Below are 16022 nucleotides of genomic sequence, written 5' to 3'. Positions count from 1 at the left end.
GGATGCAGGGGAAAATTCTGGTTGTGGACGATGAACAGCCGATAGCCGATATTTTAAAGTTCAATCTGGAAAAGGAAGGTTACGAGGTTATTTGCGCCTACGACGGCGGCAAAGCGGTCGAGCTGGCCTTTTCCGAGGACCCGGACCTGATCCTTCTCGACTTGATGCTGCCCGTCAAGGACGGGATGGACGTATGCCGCGAAATCCGCGCCAAGCTGAATACGCCGATCATTATGCTGACGGCGAAGGATACGGAGATCGACAAGGTGCTCGGCCTTGAAATGGGGGCGGACGATTATGTTACCAAGCCGTTCGGCACCCGTGAGCTGCTGGCCCGCGTGAAAGCCCATTTGCGGCGGCAAAACCGGAAGCCCAGCCAGCCCGAGCCGGCCTCGCAGGGGCTGCGCATTCACAAGCTGCTGATCGACAGCGATACGTATGTCGTGTACAAGGACGGAGCGCCGGTGGACTTGACCCACCGGGAGTTTGAACTGCTCCAGTACATGGCCAAGAATACCGGCCGCGTCATGACGCGGGAGCATCTGCTGCAGGCGGTATGGGGCTATGATTATTTCGGCGATGTGCGTACGGTCGATGTGACCATTCGCCGGCTGCGCGAGAAAATAGAGGACGACCCGAGCCAGCCCGCTTACATCGCTACCCGCAGAGGGCTTGGCTACATGCTGCGGAATCCGGCCTACGGAGGCATCTAAATGAAAGGGGTCCGCTTTTTCCGCACCATCCAGGTGAAGCTGATCATCATTTACGTGCTCCTCATTTTGTTTGCCATGCAGCTCATCGGGGTTTATTTCATGCAGGTGATGAAAAGCTCCTCGCTGAAGAGCTTTTCCAGCTCGCTGCAATACGAAGCCTCGCTCCTCGCCACCTTTGCCGCGGAAAAGCTCCCGGAGGGCGCCAGAACAACGGCCGCCGCCAGAACCCCGCAGGATATTCTGAATGCCTATGGAGATTTGGAGGACATCGCTAAATTCTCCAGCGCCGATATCCTCCAGATCGTCGATGCGGACGGAAACGTCGTCAGCACGACGGAACAAAACCCCGAGGCCATTCTGGGCCACAAAAACAATGACATTTTGATCAGCCGGGCGTTGCAGAACATCCGCGACAACGAGCAGACCGTTGTGGACGACATGGGCAATCGCCTGATGGTGCTGTCGCTCCCGGTGGTCAAGGACGGCAAGGTGCTGGGGGCCGTATACATCAAGAAGTCAATGCAGGAAACCTACGCCACCATTCGCCGGATCAACGGCATCTTTTTCTCCGGGACCATTATCGCCCTGGCGCTTACCGCGCTGCTCGGCATTTTTTTATCCCATACGATTACGAGCCCCATCAAGGAGATTACCCGTCAGGTCACTTCGCTCGCCGAGGGCCAGTTCCGGCAGCGGGTGCGCATTCACGGCGAAGACGAGATCGGGCAGCTCGGCAAAGCGTTCAACTACATGACCGAACGGCTGAACGAAGCGTTATCCGCCAATGAAGAGGAAAAAGAAAAGCTGGCCTCCATCCTCAGCAACATGAGCGACGGGGTGCTGGCGAGCGACGAGTTTGACCGGATTATTCTCATCAACCAGCGGGCGGCACAAATGCTGGACATCGATCCGCAGGTGGCGGCCGGCCGGCCGATGAGCGAGCTGCTTTGTCTGCCGCCCGAGCTGTTCCAGGGGCAGGCGCGGGACGAGGAACGCCGCACCCTTTCCGAGTTTCAGCATCGCGACCGGGGCTCCCGGCAGGTGCACGTTACCCTGACGCCGATTCACCGGCGGGAAATCGGCTTGTCCGGCACCATCGTGGTGCTGCAGGACGTCACGGAGCAGATGGAGCTGGAGCAGTCGCGCCGCGAATTCGTCGCCAACGTGTCGCACGAGCTGCGGACGCCGCTGACCACCATGAAAAGCTACCTGGAAGCGCTGGAGGACGGCGCGATGGAGCAGCCGGAGCTGGCCCAGCGGTTTCTGGGCGTCACCCGCAACGAGACGGAGCGGATGATCCGGCTGGTCACCGACCTGCTGCATCTGTCGCGCTTCGATTCCAAGCAGGCCCAGATCAAAAAGGAAATGACCGAGGTAACCGAAATGCTGGAGGAGGTAGCCGACCGTTTCTCCTTCCAGTTGAAGCAGCGCGGCATCGAGCTACGGCTGGAAACGGGGCAAACCCGGCCGATTCTGGTGGACCGGGACAAGGTCGACCAGGTGCTGGACAACCTGGTGTCGAATGCGATCAAGTATACGCCCGACCACGGGAAAATCGTCATCGCTTCCCGCGAACGGGAAGGCGACCTGCTGGAAATCTCCGTCGAGGACAACGGGGTCGGCATTCCGAAAAAGGACCTGGAGCATATTTTCGAGCGGTTTTACCGGGTGGACAAGGCCCGTTCCCGAAACATGGGCGGCACCGGACTCGGTCTGGCTATTGCCCGGGAAATTGTCCGCGCCCACGGAGGAACGATTCAGCTGGAGTCGGAGTATAACGAAGGGACGCGCGTGGCCTTCACGCTGCCCTACCAGGAAGGAGGCGAGCGGCTGTGAAGGAAAAGGCGAAGTCGGCCGTGCTGGCCATCCTGGTGGCGGCCAGTCTCGTGCAGAGCTTCTTTCTCGCCTACGGCAGCCCGAAGCTGGATCTCCTGACGCCTACGACTTACGTTCCTTCCGAGCTGGGAGGCACGCAAACGGCTTTGGCCGAGCTGCTGCTTCCGAATCAGCTGATCCTGCATCTGGGCAAACCGGGCAAGCACACGGTTATCGAACCCTATTCGCCCGAACAGCAGTTTTACAAAATGATCTTTCGGGATTTCCTCCAGAAGCGCAGCTTCGAAAGCTTCCGGAAGCTGACGCCGGAGGACCTGGCGGATTTGGACTGGAGCGAAATCCGGGACCGTTATGCAGGGATCGAAATGCGTTTCAAGGATGCCCTGCCGCTTCAGGCGATGCAGCGGATTCTGGATGTTCGCGCAGACGGCGTCGAAGAGCCGGCGGCCATCAAACGGATTCTGGTTTACGCAAATACCGGCTCCGGCGAGGCGGAAGCATACTTCTTTACGGAGGACCGTTCCGTCGTGTACGCGGCTCGAACGGACATGGACAACAGCGAAATTCAGAAAAACGTGGCCTTCGGCCAATACCTGACGCCTTACCTGCCGCAGTACCAGCCTTACTATCTGCCGGATGAGCCGGTGCCGGCAGTCCGCTATACGTATACGTACACGCAGTTCACGGCGGATGAGCTGAAGCGCAGCCTTTTTGTCGATCCGAACATAGTCAAGAATCTGCAGGAGAAAAACGGCTCGCAAATCTACACCGACGCCAAGCGGGGCTTGCAGCTGCAAAATGCGCAGCATTGGATGATCTACACCGACCCGGTGGCGGCTCCCGCCGTCGGCAGCTCCGATCCGCTGGCCGATCTGGAGGCTGCGGTGCAGTTCGTGAACCAGCACGGCGGCTGGAACGGCACGTTCCTGCTCAGCCGGACCGCCGGCGGCGAGGACAGCAGCCCGAGGCAAGTCCAGTTCCGGCTGTACGTGGACCATTTGCCCCTGTACGGGGAAAACGAAGAGGACGTCGGGCTCATCAAGCTGGAGGTCCAGCAGGGGGTCGTGTCCAACTACGAGCGGTCGCTGATCAAGCTGGCCGAGGAGCCCAGCGACAAACGGGAAGCACAGCTTCCCGGAGGCGCGCAGCTGCGGACGATGATCGACAACAGCGGCCACGCCGGCCAAATCGTCGATGTCTTTCCCGCTTATCAGGTTCGCGTGGCGGACGAAACGGTGCAGCTGGTGCCCAGATGGGCCGTCGAGCTTGTGGACGGAACCCATGATTTCCTATGACGGGCGGTGAAGAATCATGGATTGGGGACGCGCCAAAACGGTGCTGATCGTTTCGTTTTTGCTGCTGAACATTGTGCTCGGGTACCAGCTGTTCAACAGCCGCCCCGACCAGGCGGCGGCATCGGACAGCAAGGTGATCCGGGAGGAAACGTACAAGCTTCTGGAAAGCCGGAACATCCGCTTGAACGTGGACAAGGTGCCGCGGGATACGCCCAAGCTGAGCGCCGTGTACTACCGGGAGGAGATCAATCATGCCGAACGCCGGCCGGTTGAAAAACCGTTCAGCGCTTCCGGCCTGCTCCGGAAAACGCCGGACCGCTCCGCGATGGAAGAGGCGGGCATCGCCAGTCCCTCTTCGTACCGGTCCGATCCGGCGCTCAGCCGCAAGGGCGAGCTGCGCATGTATCATCAGATGAAAGACGGGCTGCCGATGTTTGACGTGGCGCTCCAGCTTTTTGAGGAAGACGGCAAAATTACGGGTTACAAACAGGCTTTTGTTGAAGTACAATCAGGAGTGGATGCGGACGAGCAGGAGATCATCTCCGCTTACACCGCTCTGCGCAGTTTGGCGGAAAGCAGCCTGCCGGAAAATGCCGTGATCACGGACATCCGGCTCGGGTATCACGGGCAGCGGTTCAATACGGAGACGCAATACATGCTGCCCAGCTGGCGGATCGTTCTCGAATCGGGAGACATCTATTACGTGTATGCCTTCAACGGCGCGGTGGACAAACCGGCGGAGAAGGATCAATAGCAAGGCGAAGGCCGGACGCATGTCCGGCCGGCGTTTACAGTAAGGAGAGCAAAAATGGGAATGCGATTTACCATTCTGTCCAGCGGCTCCACCGGCAATGCGACGGTGGTGGCCAATGATGAGGCCAAGATCCTCATTGATGCCGGCTTCAGCTGCAAGCGGCTGGAGAAGCTGCTGGAGGAGCGGAACCTGTCGTTTGCGGATTTGGACGCCGTGCTGGTCACCCACGAGCACTCCGACCACATCAAGGGGCTCGGTGCGGCGGCCCGGAAATACGGGCTTCCGGTTTACGCCAACGAGAAGACGTGGGAAGAGCTGGACCGGCAGATCGGGGAGATCCCGGAAGAAAACCGGAAGGTAATGGAGACGGGGAGCGCGCTCGATTTCGGATCGCTGAAGGTGGAATCCTTCGGCATTTCGCACGACGCAGCGGAGCCGGTGGCGTATAACTTTTATGACGGAGCCGAGAAGCTGAGCGTGGCGACCGACTTGGGGTACATGAGCGGGAAAGTGAAGGAACAGCTGCTCGACGCCGACGCCATGATTCTGGAATCGAACCACGATGTCGAGCTTTTGCGGATGGGAAGCTATCCGTGGAACATCAAGCGGCGGATTTTGAGCGACCTCGGACACTTGTCCAACGACGCGGCGGGCGAAGGCTTGACCGAGCTGCTCGGCGGCAAAACAAAGCGGGTATATTTGGCGCACCTGAGCCGTAATCATAACATGACGGATTTGGCCCGGATGACGGTGGGTAACATTTTGCAGGAAAACGGAGTCCTCGACCGGCTTCCGGTGAAGCTGAAGGACACGTACTTTGACCGCCCGACCGAGTGGGATGCACTGGAGGAGGAATAGCGTTCGGGAACGGAGAAACGGAAGCACGGAAGCCGCCGGAATTAGTCTGCAGCGCTTTCGGAGCGGTCGCTTTCTTCCAGCCGGGAGGCCTTGACGGCAAGCTCCTCGCGGGTAAAAAGCCCTTTGTCGATCAAAAGCTCGGACAGGGCGCTTGCGAGAAGCAGGGTGCGGTAGTGCTGCTCCTTCAAATCGGCCAGCATGCCGACCAGCTGAACTTCGTCCCAGGCCTTCATGTGCGTTCTCCTTTTCTAGCATTTTGTTAACAGTATAGTCGCGTACACAAGAAAAGATTCCGATCCAGAGAGAAAAAGTTTCAGGGAGGGAACCGAAGTGGGCCTGTTTCAGGACGATTTCTACCGGACCCGCACCGGCCGGGGCTTTGGCGGGAGAATGCGGGGAGGACCGGCGGGCGGCAGATACCCGGGACTCTATACGGGGTTTTTCCTCGTGGCGGTTTGTTCGCTTGTCGTCGGTTCTCTTCTGACCCTCTTTTTCTTGCGGCTGACGGAGAAGGAGCTTCCGGCAACAGGCGCTCCGGCGCTTTCGGCGGAGGGCAGCAGCAAGGCGATTGACGCCATCAGCGAAGTGCAGCCGACCGTCGTCAGCGTGATTACCATGAAAAGCGGGGCGGAAGCCGAGGAGGAAGTGTCGATGGGATCGGGCCTCATCTTCCGCAAGGAGGAAGGCCGGGCGCTGATCGCGACAAATAACCATGTGATAGAGCCGGGAGACAAATACGAAGTGGTGCTGGCGGACGGCACGCGGCGCAAGGCGGAAATGGTCGGCAAGGACAGCTACAGCGACCTGGCGGTGCTTTCGGTGGACGGAGAGGGCATTCACAAGGTCGCCCAGTTCGGCGACTCGGCCAAAATCCGCTACGGTGAAACCGCGATCGCCATTGGAAACCCGCTTGGCCTCAGCTTCTCCCATACCGTAACCGCCGGTGTAATCAGTTCGCCGCTGCAAACGATTCCCGTTTACCTCGGGCAGGACGACGAGGTGCAGTGGGAGATGGACGTCATCCAAACGGATGCGCCGATCAACCAGGGAAACAGCGGCGGGGCCCTGATTAACCTGGACGGGAAGGTCATCGGCATCAACAGCATGAAAATTTCCGACGCCGGGGTGGAAGGGCTGGGCTTCGCGATTCCGGCCAACAGCGCCCTGCCGGTGCTGGATACGCTGGCGAAGGAGCACAAGATCAAACGGCCGAAGATCGGCATCTTTTCCGAAGACCTGCAAACCTTCTCCAGCGGGCTGGAGATTCTGAAGCTGCCCGAGGGCGTGAATGAAGGCGTGATCGTCACCGACGTGGCCGAACCGGCCAAAGGCGCCGGACTGAAAACCCGCGACGTGATCGTGGAGCTGGACGGAAAAGGCGTGGGCAGCACCATGGAGCTTCGCAAATACCTGTTCGCCAACAAGAAGATCGGGGAGAAGCTGAAGATTACCTTTTACCGCGACGGCCAAAAGGAAACCGTCACCCTGACGCTGGGCGAGCTGGACTAGAGGCGGCCTGTGCGGCGGCACGGCTTGACGTAAAGCCGAAGGCTGTGGCATTCTTTGAACACAGACGGTGCCGGAAGCGGCACCCAAAGACGGCATGGAGGAATCCGAATTGTATTGTGTCTGCAAGGAGCATGTAGAACTGGCCATCGACCGGTTCGTCGATGAATTCGAGGAAGCCCCCGATGTGGTGGATTTGAAGGAAACGCATTTCGCGGCGTGGGACCCGCCTCCCCGCTGCGAGGAAAACGGATGCGAAGCGGCGGCCGAATTTCTGGTGGTGTAAACAAAAACAAAGACGGTTCCTACCGGCGGTTGCCGGAGGGAGCCGTCTTCCGTTTTTCAGCCGATGGGACGGATGGCGTCACGGCCAGCCAGATAAACCGTGTTGCGCCCGTTTCGCTTGGCGCTGTACTGCGCCTGGTCCGCCAGCCGGATCAGCTCCTCCATGGCCGGTACATCGGTAGAAGCGGTATCCGCCAGGCCGAAGCTGGCCGTGATGGCGATTAATCCGCCCGGTGTGGACAGAGGCTGGGCCTCAATGGCCAGGCGCAGCGCGGCCGCCAGCTTGCCCGCCTGCACAAGCGTCTGACCGGGCAGCGCAATGACAAACTCTTCGCCGCCGTAGCGCCCGAAGACCGCACCCGGTTGCAGGCGGGATCTAACCAGGTTCACAACATGGCGGATGGCGAGGTCCCCGATATCATGTCCGTACGTGTCGTTAATCGCTTTGAAAAAGTCAATGTCGAACAAGATGACCGAAAACGGCCGTTTGCTTGTGAGCGCTTCCTGAAGCGCACGCTGGCTTCGATCCATAAAATGATGCCGGTTGGCGATCTGCGTCAGTTGGTCGGTAGACGCCAGACGCAGCAGCGTATTCTGCAGCCGGACCGTTTCCGTGATGTCGCTTACCATCACCAGCCGGCCTGCCGCCCGCGACCCGCGCTTCACCAGCGGGGAGAACCGGAAGCGGTACCGGAAGACATCCCCGTTGTTCAGCCAGTCCGCCTCCGCTTCCATGTGATCGGAACCGCCGCTTCGCGGACCGATCGGGTCCGGCGAGCGGTCCGCCGGGTGCCAGAGGCGGGCAAAGGGCTGGCCGATCAGCGAAGTGCCGAGCCCCGGCAAAAGCTGGGCCGCCATCCGGTTGTAATCGGCGAGCTTGTTCTCCGAGTCGAGCACCAGAACCCCGTCCCGCATGCTTTCGAAGATGGCCTCCCGGGCAATCGGCGTTATCGTCATCATGCCTTTGGACAAAACCGCCCAGAAATAAAGCACCGACGTCACACTCATGATCAGCGGCACGGGGTCCATGCCGTGCGGCGTCAACCCCATCAGGTAAAGAAACGAGCCGGTCATCGGGAGCAGGAGGCCCAGCAGAAGAACCGTGATCTGAACCCGGTAAACGGACTTGGTTTTCCTCCATTGCAGCACAAGCAGCACCACACCGGCCAGCATGCTGCCGAACGTATAGCTTCCATGTACGATATACCAGGGCCCCATAATCATGTCGACGAGGGCGGATGCTTCCCCGGGACGGAGATAAACGGAACGGTAGAACAGGTGATGCCATTCGTTTGTCCAAATCAAAAGGGTGCTCAGCATGGGAATGACAAAAAGCAAAAGACGGTTGCGGGCCTTCAGGAATTTCTCGAAGCCGAGATACTGGAGGACCAGCAGCAGGCTGCAGGGCGCGATAAACGGGAGGGCCAGGTATTCCACTTTGACCCAAAATACGATTTCCGGCAGCGTATCTCCGGACAGCTCCATCGCAAAGCCGAAGATGTAAACGCAGGACAGAAGAATCATCCAGCGAAACGTGCGGCGTCCTGAAAAATTGGACTTTCGAAAAGAAGCGAAGAAGCCGAGCAGGGCGGTCAGCACCCCGGAAACGGCGACAAGAACGATGTAGATGGCAATCGGGGAATTCAACCGCGGGCTCCTTTCGCGAGATGAGGCGGCTTGCAGCCGCGTAACATTTTCAACTGCGGCTCCGCCGGATTCGGACTATACTGGCATCGTATCATATCTTTGCGGGCTTCGGGGAGGGATGGAAATGATTTTTACCAAAATAGTCGAGGAACGGAAATCGGTGCGAACCTATGAAACCCGGCCGATATCGGCGGAGCACGAACAGGCCGTTGCGGAGCTTTTGCGGGAGCCGGAGTTGCTCCGGGGCGTGTTTGGCGAACGGATTCGGGCGGACTGGGTGCGCGTCAACAACAAGGTAACGGACAAAGGCATCAAATTGGGCACCTATGGCATGATCAAAAATCCGCAGGCGTATGTAATCGGAAAATGCGGCCGGGACAAACGGGAGCTGATCGGCTTCGGGTACGCCTTCGAAAAGCTGATTCTGCGGCTGACGGAACTGGGACTCGGCACCTGCTGGATCGGCGGAACATTCAACCGAAGCTCCTTTGAACGGGAAATCGAATTGAACGAGACTGAAATCATTCCGTGCATCACACCCGTCGGGTACCCGAGAGAGAAGCAGAGCCTGAAGGATTCCGCCCTGCGGTACATGGTTGGCGCGGACAAACGCAAGGAGTGGAGCGAGCTATTTACGGAAGGGGGACTTAACGCTCCGCTTCGGAAAGAAGAGGCGGGAGCGCTCGCCGTTCCGCTGGAAATGGTGCGGCTTGCCCCCTCGGCGTCCAACAAGCAGCCTTGGCGGCTGGCTGTTTCGAAAGACCGGGACCGGGTTGATTTCTACGTCGCCCATACGCCGGGGTATGTCCGGGAGAGCATCGGGTTTGACATGCAAATCATCGACCTGGGGATCGCTCAATGCCATTTCGATCTGGCCTGCAAGGAAATCGGGCTGACAGGGGAGTGGCGGGTGGAGAATCCGGGGTTTCCGCTGCCCGACAAGCACACGGAGTATTTGTTCAGCTGGCAAAAAGGCAAGTAAGTCAAACGAAGGAAAGGAAAGGCACGGCATAAAGCCGCCCAAAGCCGGTCATTAACCGGAGGGCGGCTTTTTTGTGCGGGAAGAAGGCGGCGGTCAGGAAACAGTTCCCTTCGCGTGTTGGACAACCGCAATCGGGGTAAAAAGGAACAAAGAACATCACGGAAAGGGGGAATTCGCGTTTTGCTGTCCGTGCTGATTCTGCTTCCTTTGGCCCTGGCGGCCGGCATGCCGCTTTTCAACCGCCGGCGGTCCGTTCACCCGGGATGGGTCGCTTTTGCCATGTCCGCCGTCCTGTTCGTTCTGCTGCTCGGACGCCTCCCGGAGGTACGATCGGGCGAGGCTTTGGCGGCGGCCATTCCCTGGATTCCCTCCATCGGCCTCTCGCTGGATTTGCGGCTGGACGGCCTCTCCCTTGTATTCGCTCTGCTGATCACCGGCATGGGCACGCTCGTCTCGCTGTATTCCGTGTATTACCTCGACCCGCGCAAGGAAAAGCTTCCCCGCTTTTACAGCTTCCTGCTGCTTTTCATGGGCGCGATGCTCGGCGTGGTGCTCTCCGATAACCTGATGGTGCTGTACGGCTTCTGGGAACTGACCAGCGTGGCGTCTTTTCTGTTGATCGGCTTCTGGAACCACCGGGAGCGTCCGCGCTACGGCGCGCTGAAATCGCTGCTTCTGACCATGTCCGGCGGCCTTGCGCTGTTTGCGGGGTTTATTCTGCTGCATCAAATGACCGGCACCTACAGCATCAGTCAAACCCTCGGCCGTTTCGCCTCCGGGGAGCTGGCCGGCGAACCGCTTTTTGTGCCTGCCCTGGTGCTGATTTTGCTCGGCGCGTTTACCAAGTCCGCGCAGTTTCCGTTCCACATCTGGCTTCCCGATGCCATGGAAGCGCCCACGCCGGTGAGCGCTTATTTGCATTCCGCCACCATGGTCAAAGCGGGGCTGTACCTGGTCGCCCGGCTTACGCCCGTGTTCGCCGGGGAGGCCGTCTGGTTTTGGCTTGTCGCCGGTGCGGGCACAACCACGCTGGTTTATGGGGCGGTCAAAGCGGTTCGCCAGACCGACCTGAAAGCCATTCTCGCCTACTCGACCATCAGCCAGCTGGGGCTTCTCATGGCGCTGCTCGGGTTTGGATCGGCGGCCGGACCGGAAGCCGGTGGAGGCGAGGGACATACGGCGGCTGCGCTGGCCATGACCGCCGCCATGTTTCATTTAATTAACCACGCCGTATTCAAAGGGGCGCTGTTCATGGCGGCGGGCATCGTCGATCATGAAACCGGAACCCGCGACATTCGCAAGCTCGGAGGCTTGGCGAAAGCGATGCCGGTGACGTTCGCGCTTGCCGCAGCCGGGACGCTGTCCATGGCCGGTCTGCCGCCGTTCGGCGGCTTTCTGAGCAAGGAGATGTTCTTCGCTTCCGCGCTCGATATGCTGGAGCAAAGCGGGTTCCGGCTCGAAAGCTTCGGTGCCTTCTTTCCGCTTGCGGCGCTCGCGGGCAGCATCTTCACGTTTGCTTACAGCGTGCTGCTGACGGTGCGTACGTTTCTGGGCAAGCGGCAGCCGCTTGCCGGCGGGGAGAAGCATGCGGCGGAAAAGGAAGCTGGGCGGACCGCCGCCGAACCCGGGGCAAAGCCGCACGAAGCCCCGGTTGGCATGCTGCTTGCTCCGGCGGTGCTGGGGCTGCTGACGCTGGCGCTCGGCTTCTTCCCGGGATTCGCCGCCAAGTCTCTCCTGGCCCCCGCCGTGCAGGTCGTTCTTCCTGCCGATGCGTCCGCGGGCGCCCCGGTAAAGATCACCTTCTGGCACGGGCTGACGCCGGAGCTTTGGATGACCCTTGCCGTCGTGATGGCCGGAGCGGTAGTGGCGATGCAGTACCGGGGCTTCATGGGGCACAATCGTTCAAAGGCGGAGCGGTTTTCGTTAAACCGGCTGTATGACGTTTCACTCGCTTCCCTTGGAAAAGCCGCCCGTTGGGTCACCGGTCTTTACATGACCGGTTCGGCCGGGACGTACCTGCGGTACATTTTCGGCTTTCTGCTGGCCGTTCTCGGGTATGTGCTGTACCGGTCCACGGACATCACGTTTGCCGTCTGGAATTATGCGGAGGTCAGCGTGTACGAGATTCCGGTGCTGGCCGCCTTGCTGCTCACGGTGCTGGCGGTTCCGTTTGCCCGCTCGCGGCTGGCCGCCATTCTGTTTACGGGAACGGCCGGCTACCTCATGATTTTCCTGTTCGTTCTGTTCCGCGCGCCGGATCTCGCGCTGACGCAAATGGTGGTGGAGGTGGTGACCGTCACCCTGTTTCTGCTCTGCTTCTACCACCTGCCCCGCTTTCGGGAGGAAGGCAAGGGCGAGGGCTTCCGCCTGCCCAATCTGATCATCGCAATCGGCGTCGGCGTCATCGTCACCCTTACGGCGCTTGCGGTCATGGACAGCTCGCCGTTCGAGCCGGTCTCGGCCTATTACGTCGCCGAAAGCTATGAGTCGGCGGGCGGAAAGAACATCGTCAACACCATTTTGGTCGATTTCCGCGGACTGGACACGATGCTCGAAATTGTGGTACTGGCTATGGCATCGCTGGGCATTTACAACATGGTCCGTCTACGGCGCAAGGCGAAGGACCTGGGCGTCCGGGTGGTGCACTCCGACGAACCGGGCAAACCGCATCCCGTGTCAAAGGAGGGGAACGCCGATGAAAAGCAATGATATGCTGCTCCGGTACTTGTCCAAGGTCATCATTTTTCTCATCCTGGCCTTTTCGCTGTACCTGTTTTTTACCGGACACGGCAGTCCGGGCGGCGGGTTTATCGCCGGCCTGATGACGGCGGGGGCGCTCCTGCTCCTGGCCGTCGCGCATGGGATGGAGACGCTCCGCAAAGCGGTCCCGGTCGATTTCCGCATGGTTACGGCGGCTGGCCTCCTGATTTCCATCGGCATGGGCGCTTGCGCGCTGCTGTTCGGCAAGCCGTTCCTGACGCATGCGTTCGGCTACTTCGAGCTGCCGGTTCTGGGCAGGACCGAGCTGCATACCGCCTTAATCTTTGACCTTGGCGTTTACCTGGTCGTCGTCGGCATTACCTTAACCATACTGTTTACGATAGGGGAGGACCGCTGATGGAAATCGTTCTTTCAATTACGGTGGGCGTCCTGTTCGCCGTGGGGGTCTATCTTGTCCTCTCGCGTATGCTGATCCGGATTGTGCTCGGCACCTCGATTCTGACCCACGGCGTCCATCTGCTGCTGCTCGCGATGGCCCGGGTAAAAACAGGCGCGCCGCCCTTGCTGGGCGAGAAGGCCGAAGCGTACACCGATCCTCTGCCGCAGGCGCTTATTTTGACGTCTATCGTGATTAATTTCGGGGTCACGGCCTTTTTCCTGGTGCTGGCCTACCGGGCGTATCAGAAGCTGGAGACGGCGGACCTGGCCGAGCTCCGCAGCGAAGCCTCCGGCGCGCGGGAGGTGAAGGAATGAGCAACCTGGTCATCGCCCCGCTCCTGATTCCCCTTCTGACCGGCGTCGCGCTGCTTTTTCTGCACCGCTCCGTCCGTGCGCAGCGTTGGGTCAGCGGCGTCAGCGCGTGCGCCAATCTGGCCGCCGCTTTGCTCCTGGTCCACCGGGTGCGCCAGGACGGCGTGCTGATGCTGGCCGCAGGCGGCTGGCTGCCCCCATACGGCATCGTGCTGGTCGCGGACATGTTCTCCGCGCTGCTCGTCCTCGCCGCCGCCGTTGTGGCGGTTCCTTGCTTGTCCTATTCGTTCCGCAGCATTGACCGGGACCGGGAGCGGCATCATTTTTACCCGTTTGTCCAGTTTTTGCTGGCCGGGGTCATCGGCTCCTTTTTGACGGGGGATATCTTCAATCTGTTCGTCTGCTTTGAGGTGATGCTGATGGCGTCCTACGCGCTGATCGTGCTGGGCGGGACCCGGCGGCAGTTCCGGGAAACGCTGCATTACGTCTTGATCAACGTGCTGTCGTCGACGCTGTTTGTCGCCTCGATCGCGTACCTGTATGCGGCGGCCGGGACGCTCAACATGGCCCACTTGTCCGTCCGGGTGGCGGAGGCGGGGCAAGGGGGCGTGTTCACGATCGTAGCCGTTCTGCTGCTGGTGGTGTTCAGCGTGAAGGCCGGGCTGTTTCTTTTCTTTTGGCTGCCGGGCTCCTACGGAGCGCCGCCGTCGGCGATTGCCGCTTTGTTCGGGGCGCTGCTGACCAAGGTAGGCTTGTACGCCATCATCCGGGTATTCACGCTCATCTTTTATCACGATCCCGAAATGACGCATCGCCTGATCGGAGGAATGGCCGCCGCCACGATGATCCTGGGCGGAATCGGAGCCGTCGCCCAGTCGAACATCAACCGCGTGCTGGGCTACAACGTCATCGCGAGCGTCGGGTTTCTGGCGTTTGCGCTGGCGGCGTCGAACCGGGACGCCATTACCGGCGCCGTGCTCTATTTTCTGCACGACATGGCGGCCAAAGCGCTGCTGTTTCTGCTCGCAGGCATCCTGGTGGCGAAGGCCGGGACGGAAAAAATCGACCGGATGGGCGGACTGCTGCACCGCGCGCCGTTTCTCGGGGTGATGTTCTTTGTGACGGCGCTTGCGCTGGCCGGCGTGCCGCCGCTCAGCGGCTTTCCCGGCAAGCTTCTGATCGTGCAGGGCGGAATGGCGGAAGGCTATTACGGCTTGACGGCCGCCGCCGTCTTCCTGAGCTTGCTGCTGCTGTATTCCATGATCAAGCCGTTCATCCGGGCGTTCTGGGGCGAGGCGCGGTCCGCGCCGATGCCGGGCTTTGCTCCGGGACGGCTGACGGCGAGCGCCGTGCCGCTGTTCGCCTTGCTGCTGCTGCTTGGTTTGGGCGCCGAGTGGGTGCTCCCATATGCCGCGCAGGCCGCCGATACGCTGTTAAACCCACAGCTCTACATCGGGGCCGTGCTGAAGGAGTAGAGGACCATGGCTTTTCAATTGCTGCTGAATCTGGTCATTGCCTTTGTCTGGATGCTGCTGATGAACAATTACGGGCTCGCCGGCTTCCTGCCCGGCTTTCTCGTCGGCCTGCTGCTGATCGCCGCGCTCCGGCGGTTTTTCCCGCAGCCTTTTTATTTGCGAAAGGCGAGGGCGGTGGTGCGGCTGATCGGGCTTCTGCTCCGGGAGCTGGTGTCGTCCACCCTGGCGGTCGTAAGCCGGATCGTCCGTCCGCAGCTGCGCATGCGCCCGGGCATCTATGCTTACCGCACCGAGCTCCGGCCGGGCTGGGAAACGGCACTGCTCGGCTGCTTTCTCAGCCTGACGCCCGGCACGCTCCTGGTCGAGGTCGGCCCGGACGGGCAGACGATGTACCTGCACGCCATGGACGCGGCCGACACCGGAGCGCTGTCCCGGCACATTCGTGAAACATTCGAAAAAGCGATAATGGAGGTGACCCGTCCATGATGCAGGGGATATTTGTCGTAGCGCTCACGGCGCTGACCTTGGCGGTGCTCGGCTGCCTGTACCGCGTGCTGCGCGGGCCGACGCCCGCCGACCGGATTACGGCGCTCGATACGATTGGCATCAACATCGCAGCGGCGGTGGCCGTGCTTGGCGCGTACAAAGGGACCGAAGCTTACTTTGAGCTGATTTTGCTGATCGGCATTCTCGCGTTTCTCGGGACCGTTGCCCTCAGCCGGTACATTGAACGGGGGGCGGTGTTGGACGATGGACCATCTGCGGACGGCGGTTGAATGGCTGGCGGGGTTCCTGATCGTGTCCGGCGCGGGTCTCAGCCTGCTGAGCGTCTTTGGGCTCATCCGGCTGCCGGACGTGTACCTGCGCGCCCATGCCGCCACCAAAAGCACAACGCTTGGGGTGCTGTGCGTCTTGACCGGCGTATTTTTTTACTTCTGGGCGGAAAAGGGCGTTTCCGACGTAAAGCTTCTGCTCGGTATCGTTTTTGTTTTCCTGACCGCGCCGATAGCCGGGCACCTGAACGCCCGGGCCGCCTACCGCTCGGGCGCGGAGCTCTGGGAGCGGTCCATCTGCGACGAGCTGGCCGAAACCCCGGCGGGAGAGACCCGGCGGCAAAGCCGTCAGGCAGAGGAGCGGAAAGGAGCCGCGGAGAGCGGGAAGTAGGAGGAGCGGCTGGCTTCCGGTTGCGGAGCGGGCGCG

General features: G+C 60.5%; 17 protein-coding genes. 15 read left to right on the top strand and 2 right to left on the bottom strand.

The annotated features are described in order from the left end of the window. Nucleotides 1-2: 2 nt before the first annotated feature. The 5 genes from yycF to AC6I6H_RS06100 are packed head-to-tail and all read left to right on the top strand — an operon-like array spanning nt 3 to nt 5456. Nucleotides 3-713: a response regulator YycF gene (gene yycF / locus AC6I6H_RS06120; RefSeq protein WP_497952850.1), complete on the top strand. Its 711-nt coding sequence runs from the start codon at nt 3-5 to the stop codon at nt 711-713. Then, on the top strand, nt 714-2549 hold the full coding sequence (walK, locus tag AC6I6H_RS06115; protein WP_497952849.1) for a cell wall metabolism sensor histidine kinase WalK: 1836 nt from the start codon (nt 714-716) through the stop codon (nt 2547-2549). After that, a complete protein-coding gene (locus tag AC6I6H_RS06110) occupies nt 2546-3844 on the top strand; it encodes a YycH family regulatory protein (protein ID WP_497952848.1) in 1299 nt (432 codons plus the stop codon). Before walK ends, AC6I6H_RS06110 begins: the two co-directional genes overlap by 4 nt. Before the next feature lie 16 nt (nt 3845-3860). Next, the gene (yycI, locus tag AC6I6H_RS06105) at nt 3861-4598 is read left to right on the top strand and encodes a two-component system regulatory protein YycI (RefSeq protein WP_497952847.1); all 738 of its coding nucleotides are present in this window, start codon (nt 3861-3863) and stop codon (nt 4596-4598) included. Between the two features lie 54 nt (nt 4599-4652). Next, nucleotides 4653-5456, top strand: a complete 804-nt coding sequence (locus AC6I6H_RS06100) for an MBL fold metallo-hydrolase (protein WP_497952846.1) — start codon at nt 4653-4655, stop codon at nt 5454-5456. 41 nt (nt 5457-5497) lie between these two features. Here AC6I6H_RS06100 and AC6I6H_RS06095 read toward each other — a convergent pair whose 3' ends face one another. Next, nucleotides 5498-5689 (bottom strand): hypothetical protein, encoded by a 192-nt coding sequence (locus AC6I6H_RS06095; RefSeq protein ID WP_497952845.1) that lies wholly within the window; start codon nt 5687-5689, stop codon nt 5498-5500. 97 nt (nt 5690-5786) lie between these two features. On the opposite strand from AC6I6H_RS06095, the gene AC6I6H_RS06090 reads away from it, so the two are divergent. Next, complete coding sequence (locus AC6I6H_RS06090; RefSeq protein WP_497952844.1) at nt 5787-6965, top strand: S1C family serine protease; 1179 nt, start codon at nt 5787-5789, stop codon at nt 6963-6965. Nucleotides 6966-7074: 109 nt separating this feature from the next. Further along, complete coding sequence (locus AC6I6H_RS06085) at nt 7075-7248, top strand: CxxH/CxxC protein (protein ID WP_497952843.1); 174 nt, start codon at nt 7075-7077, stop codon at nt 7246-7248. A gap of 56 nt (nt 7249-7304) precedes the next feature. Here the strand turns inward: AC6I6H_RS06085 and AC6I6H_RS06080 are convergent, their stop codons facing one another. Then, complete coding sequence (locus AC6I6H_RS06080; RefSeq protein ID WP_497952842.1) at nt 7305-8894, bottom strand: histidine kinase N-terminal 7TM domain-containing diguanylate cyclase; 1590 nt, start codon at nt 8892-8894, stop codon at nt 7305-7307. A gap of 124 nt (nt 8895-9018) precedes the next feature. Between AC6I6H_RS06080 and AC6I6H_RS06075 the strand changes: the two genes are divergently transcribed. From AC6I6H_RS06075 to mnhG, 8 genes are all read left to right on the top strand, one after another. After that, nucleotides 9019-9876 carry a nitroreductase family protein gene (locus AC6I6H_RS06075; protein ID WP_497952841.1) on the top strand — a complete coding sequence of 286 codons (858 nt, stop codon included), beginning with the start codon at nt 9019-9021 and terminating at the stop codon, nt 9874-9876. Nucleotides 9877-10065: 189 nt separating this feature from the next. Continuing rightward, nucleotides 10066-12585: a Na+/H+ antiporter subunit A gene (locus AC6I6H_RS06070; protein WP_497952887.1), complete on the top strand. Its 2520-nt coding sequence runs from the start codon at nt 10066-10068 to the stop codon at nt 12583-12585. After that, nucleotides 12572-12994, top strand: a complete 423-nt coding sequence (locus AC6I6H_RS06065) for a Na(+)/H(+) antiporter subunit B (RefSeq protein ID WP_497952840.1) — start codon at nt 12572-12574, stop codon at nt 12992-12994. Before AC6I6H_RS06070 ends, AC6I6H_RS06065 begins: the two co-directional genes overlap by 14 nt. Next, nucleotides 12994-13350, top strand: coding sequence for a Na(+)/H(+) antiporter subunit C (locus AC6I6H_RS06060; protein ID WP_497952839.1), 357 nt, complete (start codon nt 12994-12996; stop codon nt 13348-13350). Before AC6I6H_RS06065 ends, AC6I6H_RS06060 begins: the two co-directional genes overlap by 1 nt. Continuing rightward, nucleotides 13347-14822 (top strand): Na+/H+ antiporter subunit D, encoded by a 1476-nt coding sequence (locus AC6I6H_RS06055; RefSeq protein ID WP_497952838.1) that lies wholly within the window; start codon nt 13347-13349, stop codon nt 14820-14822. The genes AC6I6H_RS06060 and AC6I6H_RS06055 overlap by 4 nt, the downstream gene beginning before the upstream one ends. Before the next feature lie 6 nt (nt 14823-14828). Further along, nucleotides 14829-15308, top strand: a complete 480-nt coding sequence (locus tag AC6I6H_RS06050) for a Na+/H+ antiporter subunit E (protein WP_497952837.1) — start codon at nt 14829-14831, stop codon at nt 15306-15308. Next, nucleotides 15305-15598 carry a Na(+)/H(+) antiporter subunit F1 gene (locus AC6I6H_RS06045; RefSeq protein ID WP_497952836.1) on the top strand — a complete coding sequence of 98 codons (294 nt, stop codon included), beginning with the start codon at nt 15305-15307 and terminating at the stop codon, nt 15596-15598. The genes AC6I6H_RS06050 and AC6I6H_RS06045 overlap by 4 nt, the downstream gene beginning before the upstream one ends. Further along, nucleotides 15573-15986 carry a monovalent cation/H(+) antiporter subunit G gene (gene mnhG, locus AC6I6H_RS06040; protein ID WP_497952835.1) on the top strand — a complete coding sequence of 138 codons (414 nt, stop codon included), beginning with the start codon at nt 15573-15575 and terminating at the stop codon, nt 15984-15986. Before AC6I6H_RS06045 ends, mnhG begins: the two co-directional genes overlap by 26 nt. Nucleotides 15987-16022 lie beyond the last annotated feature (36 nt).

The organism is Gorillibacterium sp. sgz306347 (genome assembly GCF_059735245.1).
This window is presented reverse-complemented; position numbering and strand designations above follow the sequence as displayed.

What these genes read in the sequence shown, in the direction of transcription:
- yycF (WP_497952850.1), top strand. Translation starts at nt 3, where the DNA reads ATGCAGGGGAAAATTCTGGTTGTGGACGATGAACAGCCGATAGCCGAT.
- walK (WP_497952849.1), top strand. Translation starts at nt 714, where the DNA reads ATGAAAGGGGTCCGCTTTTTCCGCACCATCCAGGTGAAGCTGATCATC.
- yycI (WP_497952847.1), top strand. Translation starts at nt 3,861, where the DNA reads ATGGATTGGGGACGCGCCAAAACGGTGCTGATCGTTTCGTTTTTGCTG.
- AC6I6H_RS06100 (WP_497952846.1), top strand. Translation starts at nt 4,653, where the DNA reads ATGGGAATGCGATTTACCATTCTGTCCAGCGGCTCCACCGGCAATGCG.
- AC6I6H_RS06095 (WP_497952845.1), bottom strand. Translation starts at nt 5,689, where the DNA reads ATGAAGGCCTGGGACGAAGTTCAGCTGGTCGGCATGCTGGCCGATTTG.
- AC6I6H_RS06075 (WP_497952841.1), top strand. Translation starts at nt 9,019, where the DNA reads ATGATTTTTACCAAAATAGTCGAGGAACGGAAATCGGTGCGAACCTAT.
- AC6I6H_RS06065 (WP_497952840.1), top strand. Translation starts at nt 12,572, where the DNA reads ATGAAAAGCAATGATATGCTGCTCCGGTACTTGTCCAAGGTCATCATT.
- AC6I6H_RS06060 (WP_497952839.1), top strand. Translation starts at nt 12,994, where the DNA reads ATGGAAATCGTTCTTTCAATTACGGTGGGCGTCCTGTTCGCCGTGGGG.
- AC6I6H_RS06055 (WP_497952838.1), top strand. Translation starts at nt 13,347, where the DNA reads ATGAGCAACCTGGTCATCGCCCCGCTCCTGATTCCCCTTCTGACCGGC.
- AC6I6H_RS06050 (WP_497952837.1), top strand. Translation starts at nt 14,829, where the DNA reads ATGGCTTTTCAATTGCTGCTGAATCTGGTCATTGCCTTTGTCTGGATG.
- AC6I6H_RS06045 (WP_497952836.1), top strand. Translation starts at nt 15,305, where the DNA reads ATGATGCAGGGGATATTTGTCGTAGCGCTCACGGCGCTGACCTTGGCG.
- mnhG (WP_497952835.1), top strand. Translation starts at nt 15,573, where the DNA reads ATGGACCATCTGCGGACGGCGGTTGAATGGCTGGCGGGGTTCCTGATC.